The organism is Piscibacillus salipiscarius (assembly GCF_042685285.1).
Taxonomy (GTDB): Bacteria; Bacillota; Bacilli; order Bacillales; family Alkalibacillaceae; genus Piscibacillus; species Piscibacillus salipiscarius.
Map to the genome: position 1 here is coordinate 47,186 of NZ_JBHUMZ010000008.1, position 24,475 is coordinate 71,660.

General features: G+C 35.6%; 27 protein-coding genes and 2 other annotated features. Of the genes, 26 read left to right on the forward strand and 1 reads right to left on the reverse strand.

Going from position 1 to position 24,475, the window contains the following annotated elements; genetic code table 11:
- Nucleotides 1-258 precede the first annotated feature (258 nt).
- Nucleotides 259-1,611 (forward strand): LysM peptidoglycan-binding domain-containing protein, encoded by a 1,353-nt coding sequence (locus ACFSW4_RS01565; RefSeq protein WP_377327022.1) that lies wholly within the window; start codon nucleotides 259-261, stop codon nucleotides 1,609-1,611.
- Here the strand turns inward: ACFSW4_RS01565 and ACFSW4_RS01570 are convergent, their stop codons facing one another.
- The gene (locus ACFSW4_RS01570; protein ID WP_054753452.1) at nucleotides 1,612-1,800 is read right to left on the reverse strand and encodes a hypothetical protein; all 189 of its coding nucleotides are present in this window, start codon (nucleotides 1,798-1,800) and stop codon (nucleotides 1,612-1,614) included.
- 165 nt (nucleotides 1,801-1,965) lie between these two features.
- Nucleotides 1,966-2,194: a binding site (T-box leader), on the forward strand.
- Nucleotides 2,195-2,246: 52 nt separating this feature from the next.
- On the opposite strand from ACFSW4_RS01570, the gene ACFSW4_RS01575 reads away from it, so the two are divergent.
- From ACFSW4_RS01575 to ACFSW4_RS01695, 25 genes are all read left to right on the forward strand, one after another.
- Nucleotides 2,247-4,895 (forward strand): valine--tRNA ligase, encoded by a 2,649-nt coding sequence (locus tag ACFSW4_RS01575; RefSeq protein ID WP_377327024.1) that lies wholly within the window; start codon nucleotides 2,247-2,249, stop codon nucleotides 4,893-4,895.
- A 54-nt stretch (nucleotides 4,896-4,949) separates the two neighbouring features.
- The gene (locus ACFSW4_RS01580; RefSeq protein WP_377327026.1) at nucleotides 4,950-6,236 is read left to right on the forward strand and encodes a bifunctional folylpolyglutamate synthase/dihydrofolate synthase; all 1,287 of its coding nucleotides are present in this window, start codon (nucleotides 4,950-4,952) and stop codon (nucleotides 6,234-6,236) included.
- A 39-nt stretch (nucleotides 6,237-6,275) separates the two neighbouring features.
- Nucleotides 6,276-7,991 carry a sensor domain-containing diguanylate cyclase gene (locus tag ACFSW4_RS01585; RefSeq protein WP_377327028.1) on the forward strand — a complete coding sequence of 572 codons (1,716 nt, stop codon included), beginning with the start codon at nucleotides 6,276-6,278 and terminating at the stop codon, nucleotides 7,989-7,991.
- A gap of 140 nt (nucleotides 7,992-8,131) precedes the next feature.
- Complete coding sequence (locus ACFSW4_RS01590; RefSeq protein ID WP_377327030.1) at nucleotides 8,132-8,977, forward strand: SPOR domain-containing protein; 846 nt, start codon at nucleotides 8,132-8,134, stop codon at nucleotides 8,975-8,977.
- 149 nt (nucleotides 8,978-9,126) lie between these two features.
- Nucleotides 9,127-9,816: a RadC family protein gene (gene radC, locus ACFSW4_RS01595; RefSeq protein ID WP_377327032.1), complete on the forward strand. Its 690-nt coding sequence runs from the start codon at nucleotides 9,127-9,129 to the stop codon at nucleotides 9,814-9,816.
- 204 nt (nucleotides 9,817-10,020) lie between these two features.
- On the forward strand, nucleotides 10,021-11,055 hold the full coding sequence (gene mreB / locus ACFSW4_RS01600; RefSeq protein ID WP_377327034.1) for a rod shape-determining protein: 1,035 nt from the start codon (nucleotides 10,021-10,023) through the stop codon (nucleotides 11,053-11,055).
- 18 nt (nucleotides 11,056-11,073) lie between these two features.
- Nucleotides 11,074-11,949 carry a rod shape-determining protein MreC gene (mreC, locus tag ACFSW4_RS01605; RefSeq protein ID WP_377327036.1) on the forward strand — a complete coding sequence of 292 codons (876 nt, stop codon included), beginning with the start codon at nucleotides 11,074-11,076 and terminating at the stop codon, nucleotides 11,947-11,949.
- A 1-nt stretch (nucleotide 11,950) separates the two neighbouring features.
- Complete coding sequence (gene mreD / locus ACFSW4_RS01610) at nucleotides 11,951-12,481, forward strand: rod shape-determining protein MreD (RefSeq protein WP_377327038.1); 531 nt, start codon at nucleotides 11,951-11,953, stop codon at nucleotides 12,479-12,481.
- Between the two features lie 36 nt (nucleotides 12,482-12,517).
- A complete protein-coding gene (minC, locus tag ACFSW4_RS01615; RefSeq protein ID WP_054753436.1) occupies nucleotides 12,518-13,189 on the forward strand; it encodes a septum site-determining protein MinC in 672 nt (223 codons plus the stop codon).
- A gap of 1 nt (nucleotide 13,190) precedes the next feature.
- A complete protein-coding gene (gene minD, locus ACFSW4_RS01620; protein ID WP_054753434.1) occupies nucleotides 13,191-13,988 on the forward strand; it encodes a septum site-determining protein MinD in 798 nt (265 codons plus the stop codon).
- Nucleotides 13,989-14,117: 129 nt separating this feature from the next.
- The gene (locus tag ACFSW4_RS01625; protein WP_377327040.1) at nucleotides 14,118-14,891 is read left to right on the forward strand and encodes a peptidoglycan DD-metalloendopeptidase family protein; all 774 of its coding nucleotides are present in this window, start codon (nucleotides 14,118-14,120) and stop codon (nucleotides 14,889-14,891) included.
- On the forward strand, nucleotides 14,878-15,723 hold the full coding sequence (locus ACFSW4_RS01630) for a site-2 protease family protein (RefSeq protein WP_377327042.1): 846 nt from the start codon (nucleotides 14,878-14,880) through the stop codon (nucleotides 15,721-15,723). Before ACFSW4_RS01625 ends, ACFSW4_RS01630 begins: the two co-directional genes overlap by 14 nt.
- A 187-nt stretch (nucleotides 15,724-15,910) precedes the next feature.
- Nucleotides 15,911-15,988: a sequence feature (ribosomal protein L21 leader region), on the forward strand.
- Between the two features lie 13 nt (nucleotides 15,989-16,001).
- Nucleotides 16,002-16,310 (forward strand): 50S ribosomal protein L21, encoded by a 309-nt coding sequence (gene rplU, locus ACFSW4_RS01635; RefSeq protein WP_377327044.1) that lies wholly within the window; start codon nucleotides 16,002-16,004, stop codon nucleotides 16,308-16,310.
- Between the two features lie 12 nt (nucleotides 16,311-16,322).
- The gene (locus tag ACFSW4_RS01640; protein WP_054753424.1) at nucleotides 16,323-16,655 is read left to right on the forward strand and encodes a ribosomal-processing cysteine protease Prp; all 333 of its coding nucleotides are present in this window, start codon (nucleotides 16,323-16,325) and stop codon (nucleotides 16,653-16,655) included.
- 14 nt (nucleotides 16,656-16,669) lie between these two features.
- On the forward strand, nucleotides 16,670-16,960 hold the full coding sequence (gene rpmA / locus ACFSW4_RS01645) for a 50S ribosomal protein L27 (RefSeq protein WP_377327046.1): 291 nt from the start codon (nucleotides 16,670-16,672) through the stop codon (nucleotides 16,958-16,960).
- A 130-nt stretch (nucleotides 16,961-17,090) separates the two neighbouring features.
- Entirely contained in the window at nucleotides 17,091-17,600 is a 510-nt protein-coding gene (locus ACFSW4_RS01650; RefSeq protein WP_377327048.1) for a Spo0B domain-containing protein, read from the forward strand.
- A gap of 10 nt (nucleotides 17,601-17,610) precedes the next feature.
- A complete protein-coding gene (gene obgE, locus ACFSW4_RS01655) occupies nucleotides 17,611-18,903 on the forward strand; it encodes a GTPase ObgE (RefSeq protein ID WP_377327050.1) in 1,293 nt (430 codons plus the stop codon).
- 132 nt (nucleotides 18,904-19,035) lie between these two features.
- Complete coding sequence (locus ACFSW4_RS01660; RefSeq protein WP_054753420.1) at nucleotides 19,036-19,599, forward strand: LysM peptidoglycan-binding domain-containing protein; 564 nt, start codon at nucleotides 19,036-19,038, stop codon at nucleotides 19,597-19,599.
- 69 nt (nucleotides 19,600-19,668) lie between these two features.
- Nucleotides 19,669-20,427: an NAD(+) synthase gene (nadE, locus tag ACFSW4_RS01665; RefSeq protein ID WP_054753418.1), complete on the forward strand. Its 759-nt coding sequence runs from the start codon at nucleotides 19,669-19,671 to the stop codon at nucleotides 20,425-20,427.
- A gap of 52 nt (nucleotides 20,428-20,479) precedes the next feature.
- Entirely contained in the window at nucleotides 20,480-20,986 is a 507-nt protein-coding gene (locus ACFSW4_RS01670; protein WP_377327052.1) for a YhcN/YlaJ family sporulation lipoprotein, read from the forward strand.
- 53 nt (nucleotides 20,987-21,039) lie between these two features.
- A complete protein-coding gene (locus ACFSW4_RS01675) occupies nucleotides 21,040-21,798 on the forward strand; it encodes a (S)-benzoin forming benzil reductase (RefSeq protein WP_377327054.1) in 759 nt (252 codons plus the stop codon).
- A gap of 24 nt (nucleotides 21,799-21,822) precedes the next feature.
- Entirely contained in the window at nucleotides 21,823-22,542 is a 720-nt protein-coding gene (locus tag ACFSW4_RS01680; RefSeq protein WP_377327056.1) for a YebC/PmpR family DNA-binding transcriptional regulator, read from the forward strand.
- 110 nt (nucleotides 22,543-22,652) lie between these two features.
- Nucleotides 22,653-23,261, forward strand: coding sequence for a Holliday junction branch migration protein RuvA (gene ruvA, locus ACFSW4_RS01685; RefSeq protein WP_054753413.1), 609 nt, complete (start codon nucleotides 22,653-22,655; stop codon nucleotides 23,259-23,261).
- A 14-nt stretch (nucleotides 23,262-23,275) separates the two neighbouring features.
- A complete protein-coding gene (gene ruvB, locus ACFSW4_RS01690; RefSeq protein WP_377327058.1) occupies nucleotides 23,276-24,274 on the forward strand; it encodes a Holliday junction branch migration DNA helicase RuvB in 999 nt (332 codons plus the stop codon).
- Nucleotides 24,275-24,472, forward strand: a complete 198-nt coding sequence (locus tag ACFSW4_RS01695) for a DUF2905 domain-containing protein (protein ID WP_054753411.1) — start codon at nucleotides 24,275-24,277, stop codon at nucleotides 24,470-24,472.
- Nucleotides 24,473-24,475: the final 3 nt, after the last annotated feature.

The following is a 24,475-nucleotide window of genomic DNA, read 5'->3' on the forward strand; positions in this document are numbered from 1 at the left end:
GCTGTGTGGTTTCTTTATGAATGGAAGGGGACACATACATAAGAGAAAAAGACACTTATAGAAATACGAAAAACACCCATAGTAGCAGTGAATCTACTCATTTGGTTGAACAATTTATAGTTCTATATTCAACATTGACCAGACTTCTTCTCCCGCCACATTGTTAATCTTTTACTTTAATATCTTAGAAAAGTTCTTTTTAAAAACAAGTTGTCATATATGTATTGGTAAAGGATATTTTTGTGAGGAGGATGAGTCGTGAATTATAACGGAAATGAACCCTTTCTATTCGATTTGCACGAAGAAATTACGTTTCGCCAAGGTGAAGAGATCGATGATTTGTACGGCATTTCCATTCAACCGGATGTTAATATATTAAAAGAATCTAGCTACATCCAGTTGCGTGGTGTTTTGATGGTGTCTGGGGATTATCAATCTTTACCACGAGAAGAACCAATGTATATTATGGATCAAGACGATGATGATGAGAATTATGTTCAGCAAGTGAAAGCTCTTGATAACGGATTTACAACTTTTCAGTATCCGATTCCAGTAGATATTACTATTCCAGTGAATCGTGTTAATGAAACAGGTGAACCAGATGTTGAAATTGAGTATTTTGATTATGAATTACCAGAACCAAAGTCGTTACACGTCTATGCCAAAATTCGTCTAGCTAATGTTGAAGTCTTAGAAGATCTAGAGGAAGTGCGACAGGATGAACAAGTAAACTCTGATTTTCAATTACAAGAGATTCCAAGCTTTGATGAAGAGGAACAAGAGCAAGATGAAGAGCATTATGAAGAAGAATTACGACCTCAGGAAGAAATGATGCACGAGCCTGAAGAAACTGAAGAAGAGCAGAAAAAGGGACGCGAGTTTTGGAATAAAAAAGAGACACAATCTTTTACAGAGTTCTTCAATAATAAAGAGAAAAAGGCTAAGGCCGAAGAACAACCTAAAGCTAAAGAATCAAAAGAAAATGTAGCGCCAAATGCCCCATCTGGTAAAGAAAATCTAGAGAATAAACCTAAAGAAGAAGTTAAACAAGAGGCTAAACAAGAAGAAAAAGCACCAGCTAAAGAGAAAGAAATGAAAAAAGAGAAGAAAGCAAAACAAGAAGAAATGAAGAAAGAGAAAGAAGCCAAACAAGAAGAAATGAAAGAAGAAACTAAAAAGGCGAAAAAAGAACAAAAAGAAGTTAAGAAAAAAGAAACCAAGAAAAAAGAAAAAGAAGAAGCTAAGAAACAAGAGGCAAAGCCTGAAGCTGAAAAAGAAGAAAGTAAAAAGAAAGATGCGTCTCCGGAAGTTAATCAAAAATCAAGTAAAGATCAATATGATGACGACCATATGGAAGAAGAAGATAACGCTAAAAAACCTAAGAAGAAAATGTTTGGCCTAAATTATCTATCTAATTTCTTCCGTGATGGAGAAGAGGAACAAGAACCTGAAAAAGTCAGTGTAAAAATGAGGTTTGTTCAAGAGAACGAGACGCTTGAATCCATTGCTAATTCCTATAGTGTTACCGTTTCTCAGCTTGAACGGTTAAATGGTTTAGATGACGACCATCAGCTCAAAACTGGCGATGTATTGTATGTTCCATATAAATGATTAGATCCACTCTAAGTAAAAGGCAATATACAGACCCACTAATAAACCAGATAAAAAGACATCAAGTGTGGATGGAAATAGTAATGTTCTAACTAATTGGAAAATCATGATAGGTAACGTACACTTTTCGATGACAAATATACAGTGCCTTGCCCAAGGTGGTAAGCGGTAGCGGTAATATCTAGCCATTAGTCTCCTCCTCTCTATTACACGATATGATGTTTTGAGGAAAGTGTTAATATTTTAGTTTAAAAGTGTGGGCATACGCCCCACTTTTTTATTTTCATGACATAATGGTTGATTTTCGTTGACTATTTGTATAAAATACGTATACAATAATAACAAAATCATAATAGTTAAAGGCTGTAAGAGAAGAGTACAGGTTGGATTCTGACAGAGATGGAAACGTAAGCTGAGAGTTTCCTCGGAATGAAGGCTTGGAAGGTCGCTCTGAATTAGCTGGTTCATTGAACTTAAGTAGGTGAACACGGGAAAACCGTTAGATTAATGAAGCGCACATCTGTGCAGATAAATCAGATGTGAATTAAGGTGGTACCGCGAAGTCAATCTTTTCGTCCTTTCTATAAAGGATGAAAAGATTTTTTTATTTTATAAAACTTTAAGGAGGGTCTTTTATGTCAGAAGAGCAAAACATAATGGCTCCTAAGTACAACCCTCAAGAGGTTGAACAAGGTCGCTATAAGTTTTGGGTAGATGGAAAGTTTTTTGAAGCAAAAGATGACGCATCTAAGGAGCCATTCACAGTAGTTATTCCGCCTCCAAATGTAACAGGACGATTACATTTAGGGCATGCCTGGGATACGACATTACAAGATATTATTACACGTTACAAACGTATGAGAGGGTACGATGTGCTGTGGCTTCCAGGAATGGACCATGCAGGGATCGCTACGCAAGCAAAAGTAGAAGGAAAACTTCGTGAAGAAGGTGTCTCGCGTTATGATTTAGGACGTGAAAAATTCTTAGAGCGCTCATGGGACTGGAAAGAAGAGTACGCATCGTTTATTCGTAAGCAATGGGAAAAAATAGGGTTAGGTCTGGATTACTCTAGAGAACGTTTTACATTGGATGAAGGTTTATCAAATGCAGTAAAAGAAGTATTTGTGACTTTATATGAAAAAGGTCTTATTTACCGTGGACAGTACATTATTAACTGGGATCCAAGTACACAAACTGCTTTATCCGACATTGAGGTTATTTACAAAGATGTCAAAGGTGCTTTTTATCATATGAAGTATCCTTTAAAAGATGGCTCAGGTTATATTGAAATTGCTACGACTCGTCCAGAGACAATGTTAGGTGATACAGCTGTTGCCGTTCATCCAGAAGATGAACGTTATAAACATCTTATTGGTAAAAAAGTAGTACTACCAATTGTTGGACGTGAGATTGAAATCATTGCCGATGATTACGTTGATATGGAATTTGGTTCAGGTGCGGTTAAAATCACACCAGCCCATGACCCTAACGACTTTGAAATTGGTAACCGACATAATCTAGAGCGCATTTTAGTAATGAATGAAGACGGAACGATGAACGAAAATGCTGATAAATATAAAGGTATGGATCGTTTTGAGTGCCGTAAACAACTAGTTAAAGACCTACAAGAAGATGGTGTTTTGTTTAAAATTGAAGAACATGAACATTCAGTAGGTCATTCGGAACGTAGTGGTGCCGTTGTTGAACCTTATTTATCCACTCAATGGTTTGTTAAAATGGACCCATTAGCTAAACAAGCGGTAGAACTGCAAAAAACAGATGATAAAGTCAATTTTGTACCAGAACGTTTTGAAAATACCTATTTAAACTGGATGGAAAATATTCGTGACTGGTGTATTTCAAGGCAGCTTTGGTGGGGGCATAGAATACCAGCTTGGTATCATAAAGAAACAGGTGAAGTATATGTTAGCAGGGAAGAACCAGAAGATATCGAGAATTGGGAGCAAGATGAAGATGTATTAGATACATGGTTCTCATCTGCATTATGGCCGTTTTCAACAATGGGCTGGCCAGATGAAAAGAGTAAAGACTATCAGCGTTACTTCCCAACAGATGCTTTAGTGACAGGGTATGATATCATCTTTTTCTGGGTTGCTCGTATGGTATTCCAATCGGTTGAGTTCACAAACAGAAGACCGTTTAAGGATGTCATTATGCATGGTTTAGTGCGAGATGCAGAAGGTCGCAAGATGAGTAAGTCACTTGGTAATGGTGTTGATCCAATGGATGTGATTGACAAATATGGTGCTGATTCTCTGCGCTATTTCTTATCAACTGGTTCATCACCTGGGCAGGACTTACGATTCCACTGGGAAAAAGTCGAAGCCACATGGAATTTTGCTAATAAAATTTGGAACGCTTCAAGATTTGTTCAGATGAATCTTGGTGAGTTTAAATATGAAGATATTGATTTAACGAAGAAGAAGTCATTAGCTGATGAATGGATTTTAACGCGGTTAAATGAAACGATTGAAAATGTTACACGAAATATTGATCGCTATGACTTCGGTGAAGCGGGTCGACACTTATATAACTTCATCTGGGATGAGTTCTGTGACTGGTATATTGAGATGGCTAAGCTACCGTTATATGGTGATGATGAAGAAGCAAAACAAACAACACGTTCAGTATTAGTTGTTACATTAGATAGCATTTTACGTATGCTTCACCCGTTCATGCCATTCATAACTGAAGAGATTTGGCAGCACATCCCACACAAAGGGGAATCTATTGTCACAAGCTCGTGGCCAGAAGTTCGTTCGGAATTTAATAATGAACAATCATCTAAGGAAATGCAACGCCTAGTATCCATTATTCGCTCTGTTCGTAACGTTCGTGCAGAAGTAGATACACCAATGTCTAAAGAAATTAAGATTTTAATTAAAGCTAATGACGATCAAATTGTAGATGAATTAACTCGTAATAAGCATTATTTAGAACGTTTTTGTAATCCAGAGACGTTAACGATTGCAACGAATATTGATATACCTGATCAAGCGAAAAGTGCTGTTGTAACTGGAGCAGAAATCTTCTTCCCGCTTGAAGGGTTAATCGACCTTGACGCTGAAATTGAAAGATTAAAAACTGAATTAGATAAATGGAATAAAGAAGTGGAACGTGTTCAAAAGAAGCTTGCAAATGAAAACTTTGTAAGCAAAGCTCCTGAGCATGTTGTTCAAGAAGAGCGAGAAAAAGAGAAAGATTATTTAGAAAAACAAAAGCTTGTGAAAGAACGTCTAAAAGAACTTGAAGATGTATCATAATACAGTTGAATTGCCTGCTTTTTAGCAGGCAATTTATTATATGGAGGATTATTTATGAACGAAAAAGAAGCGATTAATTGGATTAGAGAACAGCTCAAGTTTGGAATGAAACCCGGCTTACATCGAGTGAAACTCCTTTTAGACAAACTAAATCATCCTGAAAAAGATTTAAAGATCATTCATATTGCAGGAACCAACGGTAAAGGGTCGACATTATCCTATTTAAAGCAAATGCTTCAGCATCATGATTACACAGTTGGGACGTTTTCTTCACCTTATATCGAACTGTTCAATGAACGAATGAGTATTAATGGTACACCAATTCCTGGAGATCAATTAGTCTATTACGTTGAAAAACTAAAACCCCTCTGTGAAGAAGTGGGGCATACCCAATTTGGAAAGCCTACAGAATTTGAAATCATTACCTGTATCGCATTGCAATATTTTAAAGATCAACGAGTGGACTATGCGATTTTTGAAGCGGGTTTGGGAGGACGTTTAGATTCCACAAATGTTGTTAGTCCTTTATTATCGATTATTACCATGATTGGTTATGATCACATGGATATATTAGGTAATAGTATAGAGGAGATTGCATCTGAAAAGGCTGGCATTATAAAATCTAACATTCCAATTGTTACAAACGAGGTTAGGCAAGAAGCGTATCACGTGATAGAAAAACGTGCCAAACAATGCGGTAGTCCTATTTATCAGTTACATAAAGATTATGATTATACATGGAATGAATCGCTTGAAACAGGTGAACGTTTTAATTTTAATTCTGACGATTTATCAATTAACAATCTGGTCTTGTCAATGAGTGGAAAACATCAAGTGGAAAATGCAACTTTAGCTATTTATTCTTTTAAAAAATTAAGTGAATTAGAAGGTTTTTCTGTTTCAATAGAGAAGATTATAAAGAGTATAGAACAAACGACATGGGTCGGAAGGTATGAAGTTATTAATAAACAACCAAAGATTATACTGGATGGAGCACACAATTTAGAAGCAATTGAGCAGTTGGTTGATACCATTCAAAAACGGTATGATCCGTCCAAAGTTAGATTACTAGTTTCAGTTATAAAAGGGAAACCTATTGAACCAATCATACATCAACTTAAACGTCATTTTGATCATGTTAGCGTTACATCTTTTAACTTCATGAAAAGTTATAGTTCAAAAGAACTATTACAAAAGTTCTATAAATGTGATATAATAGTTTCTGAAAATTGGAAATCCACAGTCAAAGAATTTTTAAGACAACAAGAGACTGACGAAGTCTTAGTTATAACAGGATCATTGTATTTTATATCAGAGGTTAGACGTTATTTGCTTGAGTAAAGGAATTAAGATCTTATATTGGAAATGAAGGGGTTACTTATGGCGAAATCAAAAGTTATAACAATGTGGGTTATATGGTTAGTCGCTTTTCCGTCTCTTGTTACATATGCATATATGGAATTTAAGCCTGATTTTAGTGAACAATGGTTGGATTTATTAGCGTTCGCCATTGTCATTTGTGCCGTTGCCGTTTTCCCTATAAAAGTTGGGAACATTACAGTATTTTTTAGTAATGGTGTAAGTTTGGCTGCGTTTCTATATTTTGGGCTTTTTGTTGAGTTAATTTTAATTCAATTATCGCTAGTCGTATTGTTTGTAAAAATTAATCTCAAAAAAGATGAAGCACACCGTATACCGACTAATTCAACTATGTTTTTGTTAACATCTGTAATCTCTGCTTGGGTTTATTATGCGTTAGGCGGAACTCATGGCATATTAACGTTTGATACAGTTGAGCAAGTAATACCTCTCGTTGGTTATATCGTAGCTATTATACTTGTCAATCAGATCTTTTTATCTGTATTTCAATGGTACATGCATGGTGAGAACCTACTTGCTTATCCAAAAAGTTTATTAATTGATTCAGGAGCAACCCTTCTTGCCTTTCCGTTGGGTCTGGTGCTTTATTTAATGTATGTTCAAATTGAAGCAATCGCCGTCTTTTTCGTCGGAGTACCATTCATCTTATTGTCGATTGTCTTTTCTTATTACCATAACACTCAACTCATCAATAAGTATTTACATACAACAAGTGAGATTGGCCATGAACTTTCAAAAAGTTTAAATGTGAAAAGTGTGCTAGATACGTTTCTTGATGAAATAAAATATTTAATTCCAGCTTCTAATATTTATGTGTTTGATGTATCCAATGAAAGTCGAATGATGGACTTAATAAGGTTTATGGACCAAGAAGGAAATCAGCTTAAAAAGGATCTAAAATTATTTCGTGGTGAAGGGTTTGCTGGGTCGGTTTATGAGCGTGAAAAAAGTATAATGATGATGAGAAAGAAAGACATTGATCAATTGAACCCTGAAGAACTTCCTGATGAAACTAAGAGTGTCATGGGAGTTCCAATCCAACGAAGCGGAAAAATTGTAGGCGTGTTGACAGTTAGTTCGAATGAACTTAACGCTTATGAGAAATACCATTTAATGTTATTAGAAATTCTGGCTAACTTTTTATCAGTTGCCATTGAAAATGCTCGTCACTATGAATCAGCGAAAACGAAAAGTCAACGTGATCAATTAACTAATCTGTATAATTATCGTTATTTCATAGAGCATATTGATGAATATGCTAAAGATTTAGAAGCAAAAGGCATCAAAGAGAACTTATCTGTCATTATTTTAGATATTGATTCTTTTAAAGCGATTAATGATGAACACGGGCATGAATCTGGGAATGAAGTGTTAATTGAACTTGCGAATCGCCTAGAACGTTTATTTGGACATTATGGTATTATCGCAAGGTACGGGGGAGAAGAGTTTACAGTTTTAATTAAAGGTATGCCCCACAATGATGTGATACAAATTGCAGAGGACATTCGATATTCAATTGCTAGTGAACCGTTTATTCTATATAAAACTATTGATGGAAATGTCGAGGTTCAAGAGATTAACGTCACAGCAAGTATAGGTGTTTCTACATACCCTGATCAATGCGAAACACCACAAGAGTTAATCAGAAATGCTGATCGTTCAATGTACGTAGGGGCAAAACGGAACGGTAAAAATAAAGTTGCATCAATTGTTTAATTAGTGAGAGTGATTTCGATATGTCGAAATCACTTTTTTCTTTACATAAAGAAATTGTCGAAGTCTTATGACAAGTTTTGGCTAATTTTTTAAAAAGACTGTGATACTCTCATACCAACACGGGACAAGGTGGTATGAAAATGGACGAGCAAAAAAGAGTTAGAGTAACCATGAATCAGGACAACCAAAACCATAAAAGGCATGATTTAGAGTATTATTTAACGCCAAAAAACAAAAAATCGCAGTCATCTTTTTTAACATTTAATCGCAATTCTGCTATGGCAAAAATGGTTAAGCCGATCCTTTTAGCTGTCTTATTAGGGGTATTGTTTGGAGCAGGATTAATTTATTATTTTTCTGACTTAACTCCAGACACTTTACCTGCTGCCACAACTGAAACAGATGATGAAGAACCATCTTCAGATGAACCTGTTGGTGAACAAGCAGTGAGCGGATCAACGTTATCTAAACCCGCCAGTGCATTTGAAGTCATTCAATTCGGTATGTTCTCAAATCAAGCTAACGCTGAAGAATTAATTCAGAAAAAACTACAACCTCAATCTATTCCAGCAACCATTCAAGAACAAAATGGTCAGTTTTATGTCATTAGTCATTTAATTTCCTCTGAGTCCGAGAAGTCTTCGATTACAGACTGGCTTGAATCAAATGATTTAGTTTATATGGAACATTTCTTTTATAAATCTTGGAATGTTGAGGCGTTAAACGTTAAAGTGAATGATCAGAATATAGATTGGTATAACCAAGGATTAACACTCCTCAGTGAAACTGAAATGGATGAGGCTTGGATGGAACAATTAAATGCATGGGTTAATAATAAACCTGGTGAGCTACAGGAAACTAATAAATTAAATAAAATAACAACATTAAAAGATCAACTTGCTGACGCCAATGATGAAACTCACAAAGAATTTATCAGGAAAACTATTCTGTTAAACTTACATTTATTTTATACAAATTTAGCCTAATTTAATTTTTTAGTATTTTTGTGTTGTTTTTAATATAAATTACTTAAGAAAACGCGATTTCTGAATTAGAGAAATCGTGTTTTTCTATATGTTGTGACAAACAATTCAACTGTTTATCATAAGACTATATTTGTAGAAGGAGGAATATGATGACCATTGATACTATTTTTATTAGAGATGTTCCAAAAGACGACCGCCCAAGAGAACGGCTTATACAAGCTGGACCACAAGCTTTATCAAATCAAGAATTAATCGCAATTTTAATAGGTAGCGGTACAAAAGGAACTTCAGCTTTATCTTTAGCAACAAGAATACTCGTTCATTTTGAAGGTCTATCATTATTAAAAGATGCATCCATTGCTGAATTTACGTCAATAAAGGGTATAGGTGAAGCCAAAGCTGTTCAATTACTAGCAGCCATAGAACTGGGAAAAAGACTTCACACCTTTAAAGTTGGTGACCGATATACTGTACGTAGTCCGGAAGATGGTGCCAACTTCTTAATGGAAGAGATGAGAAATCTAAAGCAAGAACATTTTGTGGCCTTATATCTTGATACTAAGAATCAAGTGATTCATAGACAGACGATTTTTATAGGGAGTTTAAATTCTTCTATTGTACACCCTCGAGAGGTTTTTAAAGAAGCCATTAAAAGGTCGGCAGCTTCAATTATTTGTGCCCACAATCACCCCTCCGGCGACCCTTCACCTTCCAATGAAGACATTCACGTGACTAAGCGTTTATTTGAATCTGGCAAAGTATTAGGAATTGAATTACTGGATCATATTGTTATTGGAGACCAGAAATTTATTTCACTAAAAGAAAAAGGATATTTATAGGTCTACAAATTTAGTCATAATATCCCATATTTTTGCCCCGGTTAACTCTATCTATTTTCTATATTTTTTCGTATAATAAAATAGAGTCTTTAATGTAGCGCCAACTATATATTTTGGACAAATATGGTGGCGCTTATTCATGTTTTGTTAAACCATTACATATTTTTAAAGTAACAAATGAAGTCATCAGAGAGGAAGATTGTAATGGGCTCATCTTTATTCAGCCGAGATTTCGGCATTGATTTAGGAACTGCAAATACGTTAGTATTTGTTAAAGGTAAAGGAATTGTCTTACGGGAGCCATCGGTTGTTGCGATTAATAATCAAACAAATGAGATCACTGCCGTAGGAAATGAAGCCAAAAGTATGATTGGTAAAACTCCTGAATCTTTATCGATTATTAGACCAATGAGAGATGGAGTTATTGCTGACTATGATACAACATCATCCATGATGAATTATTACATTGGAAAGGTGAACAGTAAGTCCTGGTTTAATAAACCGAATGTTATGGTTTGTGTTCCATCCGGGATTACAATGGTTGAAGAACGTGCTGTTATAGATGCGACTAAACAAGCAGGAGCTAAGAATGTTTATCCAATTTCAGAGCCATTTGCTGCAGCAATTGGAGCAGATTTAAGTGTATGGGACGCAACCGGAAGTATGGTTGTAGATATTGGCGGTGGAACAACGGAAGTCGCCATTATTTCATTAGGTGGAATTGTAACGAGCAAATCCATTCGTACGGCTGGAGATGAAATTGATGAACAAATTTTGTATTATGTAAAAAAAGAGAAAGACTTAATTATTGGTGAATCGACTGCTGAGAAAATCAAGATAGAACTTGGTGCAGCTAAGAAAACAGATGAAGAAAATAATATGGAAATCAGAGGCCGTGATACGGTTTTTGGCTTACCTAAAACTGAGACTATTACTAGCTCTGAAGTGGTAGAAGCTATTACAGACACAATTGATGATATGATTAAAGCAGTTGTTGAAACATTAGAAAATGCTCCGCCAGAATTAGCAGCTGATATAATGGATACTGGAATTGTTCTCACTGGTGGTGGTGCAATGCTTCGCTATTTAGATGATGTAATTAAAGAAAAGACAAATATTCCTGTATATATTGCTGAACAGCCGTTAGACTGTGTGGCATTAGGAACTGGAAAATCATTAGATTATATTGACCATTTTAAAAATTCACCAACAATCGCAAGAAGAAACATACTTAATTAAGAGTAGGTGCTACATTTTATGCCTTCATTTTTGAGGAAACGTAAATTAATCGTACTATTTACTGCAATCATATTAGTGGTAACCATGATCGGTTATTCTTTAAAAGCAGATGAACAATCAAACATTGGAGTTCAATTTATATCTGATACAGTAGGATTTTTTCAAAATATAGTGTATCAACCTGTGAATTATGTAATTGGTTTTTTTGACAATATTGATGAAGTTCAAAATGTATTTAAACAAAATCAAGTTTTAAAAGAGGAACTTCAAGATTATAAAACTTTAGCATTTCAAGTGAATGAATTAGAAAAAGAAAATAAAGAATTGCGCTCGTTAATCGAGATCGAAAAAGCAATCAGTGACTACACACCGATCAAAGCTACGGTCATCTCAAGAAGTCCAGAACAGTGGTTTGAACAGGTTAAAATTAATAGAGGGCGTATGCATGGTGTAGAACCCAATATGGCTGTATCAACCGCTAGTGGCATGGTCGGTAAAGTTATTGGCGCTTCACAAATGACTTCGACTGTTCAATTATTATCTGGCTTTGATGAAGATAATCGAATTTCTGCTGTAGTTGATGGGAATGAAGAAGTTTTTGGTCTGGTTGAGGGTTATGATGACGAAACTGGTACTTTAATTTTTAGGGATATGACGGATAGTGGACAGCTTGAAGTTGGACAAACGATTATTAGCTCAGGTATGGGTGGTGTCTTTCCAAGAGGCCTTTTAATCGGTGAGGTGTCTTCAGTGGAACTGGATCAATATGGGTTAACTAAAATCGCCCATATTAAACCTGCAGCGGATTTAGTTGATATTAATCATGTTATGGTAATTGACCGTGATATATACTCTCCAGCAATAGATAAAGAAAAAGCGGAAGAGGAGGAGTAAAATGAGGTTCCTCTACCTTCCTTTAACATTAATGATATTCTTAATTCTAGAAAGTGTTGCGGTACGTTTTATTCCAACATCTATCGTCACATCTAATTTAATATATATTCCTCACTGGATTTTAGTATTCTCATTACTCATTTTACTTTTCTATGATGGGGCACATACTTATCATGGGATTATTAATGGTGTTATTTTTGGTTTAATGTTTGAGTTAGTCTATACAGATTTAGCTGGAGTATATGTTTTAGCTTATGGGATTGCATTATATTTCATTCATTTATTAACAAAATTATTACAACAAAACTTTATTGTAAGCTTATTATTAGTGACATTAAGTATTATTGTGGCTGAGTTTATTCTTTATTTTGTATATTCCTTGGTTGGACAAGTAGAAATAACTGTACAGCATTTTATGCAATTAAGATTAATCCCCACAACATTAAGTAATCTATTATTTTTATTAATTATTTACCCATTTTTCTCAAAACGTTTAGTAAAATGGCAGGAAGAAGACCAACAAATAAAGTAATTAATTATTGGTGGAACAAAATTGGGGTGTACCGATATGGCAGAGTGGAACCATTATGTAACGATGAAAGGAACCAATAATGGAATTGTTGTCTATTTAGATGATCAGTGTTCGTTTGAAAGGGTATTAGATGAATTGAAGAATAAATTACAATCAAATAACTCTTCAGGAGCAACTGAAATCACTATACATAGCCAATATAGGTTCTTAAGTGAAGATCAAAGGCAACTTTTATTTAATTTAATTGATGATTACAGTGACTTAACTGTTAAAGATATTGAATCTTACGTCATAACTAGAGAAGATGCTTATGAGCTTTATGAAAACACGACCGTTAAAACGGTGATGAAAACCATAAGATCTGGTCAAGTACATGAAGTTAAAGGTGATGCATTAATCATTGGTGATATTAATCCAGGCGGGACGGTGCTGGCAACAGGTAATATTTTTGTTCTTGGGAAATTAAGAGGAATTGCTCATGCTGGTGTAGAAGGTGATGAGAATTGCATAGTAGCTGCTTCTTATATGCACCCAAACCAAATCAGAATTGCTTCAAAAATCAGTCGTGCACCAGATTATGATGTAGAAGGTTCTCCAAGAGAATTTGCATTTATAAATTCATCAACAGAACAAATAGAATTAGAGCAACTTCAGCATATACAAAAACTACGTCCAAAACTATTGGATGTATTTGAAAGGGGATTGTAATATGGGTGAATCAATTGTAATCACATCTGGTAAAGGTGGAGTAGGTAAGACAACTACAACAGCGAATATAGGGACTGCTTTAGCATTAATGGGACAAAAGGTTTGTCTTATAGATACGGATATCGGCCTAAGAAATTTAGATGTAGTTTTAGGGTTAGAAAATAGAATTATTTTTAATATAATTGATGTAATCGAAGGTCGTTGTAAATTACAATCAGCACTTGTAAAAGATAAACGTTTTGAATGCTTACATCTTCTGCCTGCTGCGCAAACGAGCGACAAGAACGAGGTTTCACCTGAAGCAATTGCAGAATTGGTTGAAGAGTTAAAACCTGATTATGATTATATATTAATTGATTGCCCTGCAGGAATTGAACAAGGGTATAAAAATGCGGTCGCCGGTGCAGATAAAGCCATCGTGATTTCAACCCCTGAGAAATCTAGTATTCGTGATGCTGACCGAATCATTGGTTTACTAGAACAAGAAGAATTAAAGAACTCTCCATTTTTAATTATCAACCGTATTCGTAAACATATGGTAGATAGCGGAGATATGTTAAGTGTTGATGAAATAGTTTCAACTTTATCAATTGAATTATTAGGGATTATTTTAGATGATGAAGATGTTATTCGCTCTTCACATCATGGTGTTCCCGTAGCATTCCAGCCTGATACCAAAGCTTCAATTAGTTACCGAAACATTGCGAGACGTATTTTGGGTGAATCTGTTCCGCTAATGTCTTTAGATGAAGAAAAAGGGTTTATGACCAAAGTTAAAAAGTTATTAGGAATGAAGTAAATATTAACGAGACACTGCAATGGACAATTGTCATTCGGTGTCTCGTTTGTTATGTAACTCAACTAAAATTATCATATCTCTCATATTTCTTGAATAAGCTAGTACAAACTAGAAAGGGAATGGTGAGAGATGAGTCGTAAATTAGAAGAAATTCGTAGTAATATTGCTAAAAGAAAAACGCAGAAAAATAAATTAAGTAATCGAACATCATCTAGTTACAATCCTCTATTAGAAGATGAAGAACGACATGGTTTTACTTCATATCCAAAAGCTGATTCTTCAGGATTAGGTATGGATTCGGCAAGATCAACAAAAGTAATGGTCAAGTTCTTAGGGTCAGCGATTATCGTATTTCTAACCCTATTTATATATCAAGCTCAAGTGCCTGTTCTTAATCAACTTAAACCTGTTGTAAACGACGCTTTAACTGAAGATTTACCATTTGCGACAGTACAAGCCTGGTATGATGAACACTTTGCTACGTCATTTTTATCCTTTGGTAGAGATGATGGTAGAATGGTTAGCCAAGAGGTACAGTCTATTCCGGTATCCGGTGTACAAGTGGATCATGTAAAAGATTATGAAGATGGTATTTACATTGAAGTGACTGAGCCTAAAAACATTTACCCATTAGATCGAGGAACAGTCTTATTTGCAGGCAAGAAAGATGAAACGGGAAATACGGTTATTATTCAGCATGAGGATGGTAGAAAATCGGTTTACGGTAATCTCAAAACCATTGATGTTTTTCATTATCAATTTGTTTCACCTGGTCAAACTATTGGTAAAATTGAGCCAGATGAATTAGTTGGTTATTCTAATATGTATTTTGCTGTAAAAGAAGGCAATCAATTCGTTGACCCTACTCAGTTCATATTAGGGGACATGGATGTTACGGAATAAAACTATTCAATTCCATCCTCTATTATTGCTTCTTTTAATTGGAAGTTACTTTCTTGGGTTATTTCTTGAAATGATTGCATTCTTTATCATAATTATTATTCACGAACTAGGTCATTACTTAACTGCTAAGTATTATAAGTGGAACATTACGCGGCTAATGGTTTGGCCGTTTGGTGGCGTCATGGAAACAGATGACTTTTATAATCGACCTAGTAAAGAAGAGTTCTGGGTGGTCATCGCTGGACCTCTTCAGCACATTTGGATTTATATTGTTTTACTTGTCATGGACGGATATCATGTTGAACATGTGTTTTTAGATCAATTATGGATAGTGAATACTGTCATATTATTATTTAATTTGTTACCTGTTTTACCTTTAGATGGGGGAAGAATATTATTTTTAGGAGTATCTAAATTAGTCCCTTTCCAAAAAGCAATTGTCTGGATGTCGTTGGCATCAATGGCGATTATAGCTATTATAAATCTTGGTTTGTACTTCATGGCTTGGACAAGCATTCATTTAACATTCTTATCAATATTTTTATTGCTTGATAACTGGTTGCTTTATAAAAATAAACATATTTTATTATTAAAGCATTTATTAGGTCGATACTTTATAACAGAATCAAAAGAACTAAACATCGAACTACTCAGAGTAAAATCGGAAATGGCTGTTGGTGAAATTGTAAAACATTTTAAACGAGATTGTTACCACTATATTTATGTCGGACAAGATGAAAAGCCAATTCCTGAAGAAGAGTGTCTTAAGTTATTATTTACACAAAACACACCTGATCGTTTATTAAATCATATTTATGCTAAGGACGCATAGCTGCCTTTTATATCAAGGTGGCTATTTTTAATGATTTAAGTAAATTTAATTCTTTACAAAAGTCACTTATTTTTAATAAAATGAAAATCGGTTAGCAGCTAAAGATCAACTATTAATGTCATGTTTAAGGTTGACAATCTTTTTTATTACGTGCTATTATTTACTTTGTTATGCATAAATGTAGCACCCGCTGCTACAACCGCTCAGAAGAGGTTTTTAAACTTACCTTTTTGTAAGTACCTCGATGGCGAGTCTTAGTCTATGAGGAGGTGCAGAAGATGTACGCAATTATTGAAACTGGTGGTAAACAAATCAAAGTTGAAGAAGGTCAATCAGTATTCATCGAAAAGCTTGATCTTGAAGCAGGTGAAGAAGTAACGTTTGACAAGGTCCTTTTTGTTGGTGGCGACCAAGTAAAAGTTGGCTCTCCATTAGTTGATGGAGCAACTGTTACTGGTAAAGTCGAAAAACAAGGTAAAGGCCGTAAAATTACTGTATTTAAATACAAACCAAAGAAAAACTACAAGCGTAAACAAGGTCACCGTCAGCCTTATACTAAAGTGACGATCGATAAAATTAATGCGTAAGGGTCTTGTCTCATGATTGAATTAATTATATTTAAAGATTCAACTGATACCATTCAAGGATTTGAATTGAGTGGCCATGCTGATAGTGGACCACATGGACATGATCTAGTGTGTGCAGCTGTTTCGGCTGTATCATTTGGAGCAGCCAATTCAATTATAGAGATTTGTCAGATTGAACCTGAGATTGAGCAAGGGGCTGAAGGTGGTTACCTTAAGTTGCTCTTACCTGAAAGGATGTCTGATGAACAGCAGGACAAAGCCCAAACGTTATTAAAAGGGATGTATGTTACATTCCAAACGATTGAAAGAGATTATCACCAATATATTTCCATCTCTGAAAAATAAGGAGGTGCATTCCGATGCTACGTCTAGATTTACAATTTTTCTCTCAGAAAAAAGGTCAAGGTAGTTCCAAAAACGGACGTGACTCAGAGTCTAAACGTCTTGGAGCTAAACGTGCTGATGGCCAGCAAGTAACTGGTGGATCAATTTTATATCGTCAACGCGGTACTAAAATTTATCCAGGTGAAAACGTAGGCCGTGGTGGCGACGACACATTATTTGCTAAAGTTGATGGCGTTGTACGCTTTGAGCGTTACGGTCGTGACCGTAAAAAAGTTAGCGTATACCCAGAAGTACAAGAAGCATAATAACTTGAATTTATAAAGCTGACTCATTTAAGGGTCAGCTTTTATTCATTTTAGAAACTTTCTCCAACTCTTGTAATTTGCTAAAGGTAAGTTATGGTATGATAGGATAAAAAGGGTTGGGGTGAGCATATTGCAAATTGAATTAGATGATGTTTTGCAATTATTAAGAGTCTATCGACATGACTTATTGAATCAACTTCAGTTAGTCGATGGATATGCTGGTATGGGTCAGCATGATGTTTCTCGTGAGAAGCTTCAAGTTCTAATAAATCAGCTTAAAAATGAACGGATTTTACAAACCATACAGGCTCCTCAGTTTGTTTTTTGGTTAATTAATTTAAAGTTAAATGAACGTGATTTCAATATTAACTGGGAAGTAGAAAATAACCATCAGTCAATCGAGGAATTCGATCATCTTTTAGTTCATGATGGCAAGCTGCTGACACATTATTTAAAACAACAATTTAATGATTTTACTCAAGTACATATGTTCATTCAAATAAATTTTGATAATAAATGGTATATTAAGTATCAAATTAAGGATATTGATTTACCGGTAGAACCTACATTTAATGGTTATGGAACGTTAGATGTCTTAAAGCATGATGATACAACTTCATTTGTATTTACTTATAAGTAGGTGAGAGTTTATGTTTGTCGATCAGGTACAGGTATTTGTAAAAGCAGGTGACGGAGGTAACGGAATAGTTGCATTTCGTCGTGAAAAATATGAACCAATGGGTGGACCAGCTGGTGGTGACGGAGGTAGTGGCGGTGATGTCATTTTTGAAGTCGATGAGGGATTAAATACATTGATGGATTTCCGTTATCAGAAGCATTTTAAGGCCACTCGTGGTGAAAACGGGATGAGTAAAGGAATGCATGGTAAAAACTCAGATCCGTTAGTTGTCCCAGTTCCTCCAGGTACAACTATTAGAAATGCTGATACAGGAGATTTAATTGCTGATTTAACCCAGCATAAACAGCGTGCAGTCATTGCTAAAGGCGGCAGGGGTGGTAGAGGGAACATTCGATTTGCGAATGCCCGTAATCGTGCTCCGGAATTAGCTGAAAACGGTGAACCAGGCGAAGAGCTCTATGTTAAATTAGAATTAAAAGTCTTGGCAGATGTCGGATTAGTCGGTTTCCCAAGTGTTGGTAAATCAACCTTACTTTCAGTCGTAAGTGCTGCGAAACCTAAAATAGCTGATTATCACTTTACAACGCTTGCACCAAATTTAGGAATGGTTAGAACAGAAGATGACCGTAGTTTTGTTATGGCCGATCTCCCCGGTTTAATCGAAGGTGCGCACTCAGGTGTTGGGTTAGGACATCAATTTTTAAGACACATTGAGAGGACTCGTGTTATCGTTCACGTCATTGATATGTCTGGCTTAGAAGGCCGCGATCCTTATGAGGACTTTGTCACAATAAATGAAGAGTTAAAGCAATATGATGAAAGGTTGATGGAAAGACCTCAGTTAATTGTCGCTAATAAAATGGACATGCCAGATGCGGAGGCGCATTTAGAGTTATTTAAAGAGCAATTACAAGAGGATTATCCTATTTTTCCAATCTCTGCTGTGACGAAAGAAGGGGTTAGAGATTTACTTTTTGCCATTGCAGATCAGTTAGAACAAATTCCTAAGGATCGTTTTGAAACACTGAATGAAGAAGAACAAACTGATGAACGTGTCATTTATAAATTCGAGAAAGACGATGATACGCTTCATATCACTAGAGATCCAGATGGTGCCTATGTTATTTCAGGAAAAACGATTGAGAAGATCTTTAAAATGACGGACTTTAATCGTGATGAGTCAGTTAGACGATTCGCTCGTCAAATGCGGCATTTGGGTGTGGACGAAGCATTGCGTAAAAAAGGCGCTAAAGATGGAGATACAATTCGCTTATTAGACTTTGAATTTGAGTTTATCGAATAAGGTGTATATAAAAAGACTCGAACAATGATGATAAATCTGTTCGAGTCTTATTTTATTTAGGCATTTGACTCAACAATTTTAAGCTTTTGCATAATGTGTTAATGGGAATTATAAACTGAAAGGAGTATGACCATGAGAATTCATGTCGTGCAAAAGGACGAAACGTTTAACACCATTGCACAGAAGTATGGTATTTCATCAGAAGAACTAATTGAGATGAATAGGCATTTGGATCACTCAAACGAACTAGTTCCTAAAATGAAGGTAAAAGTACCGTTAGATAAAAAAGAAGAAAAGCAAATGACTCAGCCTAGTATAGACGTGACCAACAAGCGTATGACGCCACCACATAATCCGAACAGACCGAAAGTACTTCCGCGAGTAAAAGAAGATGAATTTGTGTTGACCGATAAGTTAATCACATCAATGGAAGATGATCAGGACAACGAATTTATTCAGCAATTTTTACCCGACGACTTTCAAGGCTGGGTTCCTGTAGACCCACAACCAACTCAAATGTATCCATATCATTATCCAGTACAAACAACAATGCCATTTCAATATGATCAGCGTCAATTTATGGCAAATGCTTATAATCCATACGCAAATATGAATCCTTACCCGTATGGCTATACAGATCCGAATTATTTTTACCGACCGTATAACCCATGTGGGTGCGGTGGTTACTATTACTAAACTTTTGTATCAGCTAAATCACTTGTGCTAAAATATAAAACAGTATTTGGCGTAAAAGGGGATTAGCGAATGGAAAAACATATCGAGCAATTAGTTACGTGGCTGAGAATGAAAGTAGACGAAGCAAATGTAAATGGACTAATGGTTGGATTAAGTGGCGGCATTGATTCGACTGTTGTCGCATACCTAATTAAAAAAGCATTTCCCGATAATTCATTAGGTGTTTTGATGCCTTGTAAAAGTGATGGTAAAGACGAGGAAGATGCTAATCTTGTTGTAGAAGGTTCAGGTATTAACTCTCTAACTGTAGACTTAACGGAGGGTCACGACTTAATTTTTAACAATATTCAAGAACAAATTAATGCTAAAAGTGATTTGAATGCAGATCGTAAGAAATTGGCTGATGCAAACTTGAGAGCACGCTTACGCATGAGTACGTTATACACCATTGCAACCAATTATAATTATTTAGTGGTCGGTACAGACAACGCCGCAGAATGGTATACAGGCTACTTTACTAAGTATGGCGATGGTGGAGTAGATTTAGTACCATTACTTCATTACACTAAAACTGAGGTTCGTGAAATGGCCAAGGAATTAGGAGTTCCTAATCGCATTATTAACAAAGCCCCAAGTGCAGGGTTATGGGAAGGCCAAACAGATGAAGGTGAAATGGGCGTGTCTTATGATACGATTGATGCATTTTTACGTGGTGAAAAAATAAATGAAGATGAAGAAAATTTAATTTTGAAAATGCATGAACGTACAGCTCATAAAAGAGCTTTGCCACCATCACCACCAGATTTCCATCATTTCACATTAGATTAAACGAATGAGAAACACCTCTTATTTCAAACTAATGAATATGGAGGTGTTTTCATTGTTTAAAAAATGGGTCCTTTTAATGAGTTTAGTTCTGTTAGGTGCTTGTACCTTTGTCAACCCTAATAAAGACGAAAGTATCTCAGACGGTGAAGAAACAACGCAGATTCAGTTTGACCAGCAACAAGAGCCATCAACGGAAGAGAAAATACGTTATAATATGTATCCGAATGCTTATGAATATTATAAGCAGCGTCAGACTGAAGAATCATTAGGAAATACAGATAACAGTGAGAGAATAAGGGATAAAAAATTTCAAAAACAAAATGAACAAAACCGTCAAATATATTATGAATTAAGAAACTTACGTGAGATTAGGGAAGCTGGTGTCGCTGTAACAGAGGGGCAAATTTATGTCTCGATAGCCATAGCAAGTCGAGTTGAAGAAGAAGAAGCTATTGAAAAAGTAAAAGAAGTAGTAGAAAATATAACTGGTAGAACAGATATATCCATTAATGTGGATGAAGAGTTTCATAATCGTATTGAAGATCGTAAAAAGGATTAACGAAAAGGAGGTTTACTCCTTTTCGTCTACATAATGAAATGGGGGAAATGAATATGAAATTTGCAATCGTAACAGGGGCATCAAGAGGTTTAGGAGAAGAAACAGCTAAAAATTTATTGGTTAAAGGGTACAATTTATTTACTATTTCAAGAAAACGAAAAACGAATGAACTTAAAAATTTAGCTAATGAAAACAGACAATCTTATTATCACCACTCTTGTGATTTAAGTGATTTAGAGAAATTAAATGATGTCTTACATGAGATCGTTACAAAATTACATAAAGATGAATTAGAAGAACTACTAATTGTTAATAACGCAGGCATGGTAAATCCGATAGGTCCTGTAGGTGCAATTGAGAATCACGATATAGCAAAACATATCTCAGTTAATCTTACAGCTTTAATGATTATTGTTAACACGATGAAAAAACATATTAATACAGAACGCTTATTTGTTGTTAATGTGTCATCAGGTGCAGGGGAACGACCTATGTATGGTTGGAACGCGTATTGCTCAACAAAATCTGCTGTAAATATGTACACACAAACATCTGCACTAGAAGCAGAGGAGGCAGGCTCAAAAGATCTTCACATCGCCTTTAGTCCTGGTATAATGGATACAAGTATGCAGGAAGAAATTCGCAATTCAGATGAAGATCAGTTTAAATTAGTCGATCAATTTAAACAGTATAAAGAAGAAGGTAAGTTAAGAAGTCCTAAAGAAGTAGCTGATATCCTTACAGAATTAATTGGAAAACCATCTGAAATCGAAAATGGTAAAATATATAGTGTCTATGATCTTGTTAAGTAATTGTTTTTAGGGGAGTGAGAAACGATGGCAGGTCATTCAAAGTGGCATAATATTAAGCATAAAAAGAATGCGAAAGATGCTAAACGCGGGAAAATTTTTATGAAATTAGCAAAAGAAATCTATGTGGCTGCAAAGCAAGGTGGCAGTGATTTAGAAACAAATTCAGCATTGCGTCTTGCTATTGATAAAGCTAAAGCCAATAATATGCCTAATGATAATATTGAACGGGCTATTAATAAAGCAACAGGAAACGTTGATGGGGAAAACTATGAAGAAATCGTTTATGAGGGATATGGTCCAGGCGGCGTAGCTGTGATGGTAGAAGCGCTAACGGATAATAAAAACCGTACAGCTTCGGAAGTTCGTCACGCCTTTTCAAAGCATGATGGAAACCTTGGGGAAAATGGTTGCGTATCTTTTATGTTCCACCGAAAAGGATATATCGTGATCAAACGTGACGATATTGAATCTGACGAGGAAGAATTTATGCTAGAAGTTATTGAAGTTGGCTGTGAGGAAATTGAATCAACTGATGAAGTATATGAAATCTACACAACCGTAGATGATTTCGAAAATGTAAAAAATACGTTAAAAGAATCATATCCTCTTGAAATTGCTGAGCTTTCTATGTTTCCTGACACCTATACAGATTTAGATGAAGATAAACAGTCCAAAATGGAAAAAATGATGGATATGTTAGAGGATTTAGATGATGTTCAAGAAGTGCATCACAATATGCAATAGCTAACTTTTAATGAAACCTCTCCGCTCGGGGGAGGTTTTCACATTTTATTCTCTTTATGTTTTAAATCATGTTAAAATGTGAATAGAACGTTTGTTCATAGGAGGACGTTATGTATTCGTATATAAAAGGGGAATTAGTTGAGATCAAAGACGATTATTTAGTTATTGATGTCATGGGAATAGGTTACGAGTTATTAAGCGCCAATCCGTATCGTTTTCAATCTGAACTTAACCAACAAGTTAAAGTTTATACATATTTACATGTAAGAGAAGATGCTCAGTTATTATATGGGTTTAAAAAAGAGGAAGAAAAAGAATTATTTAAGAAATTATTAAATGTATCAGGTATAGGGCCTAAACATGCCATGAATATTGTAGGACAAACAAGTGTGAATGACTTTGCGCTCGCCATCGAACGTGAAGATGAGAAGTTTATCACACAATATCCTGGTGTTGGTAAGAAAACGGCTCGCCAAATTATTTTGGACCTAAAAGGTAAGGTTAGTGAATGGATGACAGTAACCGTTGAAACCGACACAATTGATGTACATGTCGTCGGTTCAGGTCAGAGCGAATATTATGATGAAGCTATTGAAGCGTTAAAGGCATTAGGTTACTCATCTAAAGAAGTTAATCGTGTATCAAATCAACTAAAAGCTTTTGATGCTAGTTCGACTGATGATGTTGTGAAAAAAGGCTTACAGCTATTAATGCGTTAAAGTAGGTGAAATAAATGGATGATCGAATGGTCTCTGGTGAACTTCAGCACCATGATCAAGCTGTTGAACAAAGTTTGCGTCCTACCATGCTGGCGCAATATATTGGACAATCCAAAACTAAAGAAAACTTAAGTATTTTTATTGAAGCGGCGAAAATGCGTGAAGAACCTCTAGATCATGTGTTATTGTACGGACCCCCTGGATTAGGGAAAACAACCATGGCTTCCATTATCGCAAATGAAATGGGGGTTCAGTTTAGAACAACGTCTGGTCCTGCCATTGAGAGAGCGGGGGATTTAGCTGCTATACTTTCTTCTTTAGAAGCGGGTGATGTCTTATTCATTGATGAGATTCATCGTCTGCCGCGTTCAGTTGAGGAAATATTATATCCGGCGATGGAAGATTTTGTTTTAGATATTGTGATTGGACAAGGTTCTGAAGCAAGATCAGTTAGGTTAGAACTTCCGCCGTTTACATTAGTTGGAGCAACAACTCGCGCCGGTTTACTATCAGCACCTCTTCGTGATCGTTTTGGTGTATTAAGCCGATTAGAGTTTTATAATATGGAAGAATTGAGCATGATTATAAAGAGAACTGCTGATATATTTGAAATTGGAATTAATGAAGATGCAGCGAATGAAATTGCTTCTCGTTCACGAGGAACACCTCGTATAGCAAACAGGTTATTAAAACGAGTAAGGGATATTGCGCAGGTTAGAGAAGAGTCTTCCATTACATTTGAGACGACACAAAAGGCATTATCAATGCTTCAGGTGGATGTGGCCGGTTTAGATCACATAGATCACAAGTATTTATTAGGTATTATCGATAAATTCCAAGGTGGTCCTGTGGGGTTAGACACCATTTCTGCAACCATTGGTGAAGAGTCGCAAACGATTGAAGATGTGTATGAGCCATTTCTACTTCAACAAGGTTTTATACAGCGAACTCCAAGAGGGCGTGTGGCAACAATTAAGGCTTATGAACACTTTGACCGGGAGGTTCAGCCGTAAATGGATTTTGGTAAAGTTTTGGTGACAGTTGGGATCGTTTTGATCATTGTAGGTTTTTCTTGGAGTTTTATCGGAAAGCTACCAGGAGATATAACGTTTAAAAAAGGGAATACAACCGTATATTTTCCAATCGTGACTTCCATCGTCATCAGTATTATATTAAGTTTAATATTCTTTGTCATTGGTAGGTTTAGATAGAGG

Excerpts from the sequence above, each read along its gene's own strand:
- mreB (WP_377327034.1), top strand. The coding sequence starts at position 10,021 with ATGGGCTCATCTTTATTCAGCCGAGATTTCGGCATTGATTTAGGAACT.
- obgE (WP_377327050.1), top strand. The coding sequence starts at position 17,611 with ATGTTTGTCGATCAGGTACAGGTATTTGTAAAAGCAGGTGACGGAGGT.
- ACFSW4_RS01675 (WP_377327054.1), top strand. The coding sequence starts at position 21,040 with ATGAAATTTGCAATCGTAACAGGGGCATCAAGAGGTTTAGGAGAAGAA.
- ACFSW4_RS01660 (WP_054753420.1), top strand. The coding sequence starts at position 19,036 with ATGAGAATTCATGTCGTGCAAAAGGACGAAACGTTTAACACCATTGCA.
- radC (WP_377327032.1), top strand. The coding sequence starts at position 9,127 with ATGACCATTGATACTATTTTTATTAGAGATGTTCCAAAAGACGACCGC.
- ACFSW4_RS01580 (WP_377327026.1), top strand. The coding sequence starts at position 4,950 with ATGAACGAAAAAGAAGCGATTAATTGGATTAGAGAACAGCTCAAGTTT.
- ACFSW4_RS01585 (WP_377327028.1), top strand. The coding sequence starts at position 6,276 with ATGGCGAAATCAAAAGTTATAACAATGTGGGTTATATGGTTAGTCGCT.
- mreC (WP_377327036.1), top strand. The coding sequence starts at position 11,074 with ATGCCTTCATTTTTGAGGAAACGTAAATTAATCGTACTATTTACTGCA.
- ruvA (WP_054753413.1), top strand. The coding sequence starts at position 22,653 with ATGTATTCGTATATAAAAGGGGAATTAGTTGAGATCAAAGACGATTAT.
- mreD (WP_377327038.1), top strand. The coding sequence starts at position 11,951 with ATGAGGTTCCTCTACCTTCCTTTAACATTAATGATATTCTTAATTCTA.
- ACFSW4_RS01590 (WP_377327030.1), top strand. The coding sequence starts at position 8,132 with ATGGACGAGCAAAAAAGAGTTAGAGTAACCATGAATCAGGACAACCAA.
- ruvB (WP_377327058.1), top strand. The coding sequence starts at position 23,276 with ATGGATGATCGAATGGTCTCTGGTGAACTTCAGCACCATGATCAAGCT.
- minC (WP_054753436.1), top strand. The coding sequence starts at position 12,518 with ATGGCAGAGTGGAACCATTATGTAACGATGAAAGGAACCAATAATGGA.
- ACFSW4_RS01680 (WP_377327056.1), top strand. The coding sequence starts at position 21,823 with ATGGCAGGTCATTCAAAGTGGCATAATATTAAGCATAAAAAGAATGCG.
- ACFSW4_RS01575 (WP_377327024.1), top strand. The coding sequence starts at position 2,247 with ATGTCAGAAGAGCAAAACATAATGGCTCCTAAGTACAACCCTCAAGAG.
- ACFSW4_RS01695 (WP_054753411.1), top strand. The coding sequence starts at position 24,275 with ATGGATTTTGGTAAAGTTTTGGTGACAGTTGGGATCGTTTTGATCATT.
- nadE (WP_054753418.1), top strand. The coding sequence starts at position 19,669 with ATGGAAAAACATATCGAGCAATTAGTTACGTGGCTGAGAATGAAAGTA.
- ACFSW4_RS01640 (WP_054753424.1), top strand. The coding sequence starts at position 16,323 with ATGATTGAATTAATTATATTTAAAGATTCAACTGATACCATTCAAGGA.
- rpmA (WP_377327046.1), top strand. The coding sequence starts at position 16,670 with ATGCTACGTCTAGATTTACAATTTTTCTCTCAGAAAAAAGGTCAAGGT.
- minD (WP_054753434.1), top strand. The coding sequence starts at position 13,191 with ATGGGTGAATCAATTGTAATCACATCTGGTAAAGGTGGAGTAGGTAAG.
- ACFSW4_RS01625 (WP_377327040.1), top strand. The coding sequence starts at position 14,118 with ATGAGTCGTAAATTAGAAGAAATTCGTAGTAATATTGCTAAAAGAAAA.
- ACFSW4_RS01570 (WP_054753452.1), bottom strand. The coding sequence starts at position 1,800 with ATGGCTAGATATTACCGCTACCGCTTACCACCTTGGGCAAGGCACTGT.
- ACFSW4_RS01630 (WP_377327042.1), top strand. The coding sequence starts at position 14,878 with ATGTTACGGAATAAAACTATTCAATTCCATCCTCTATTATTGCTTCTT.
- rplU (WP_377327044.1), top strand. The coding sequence starts at position 16,002 with ATGTACGCAATTATTGAAACTGGTGGTAAACAAATCAAAGTTGAAGAA.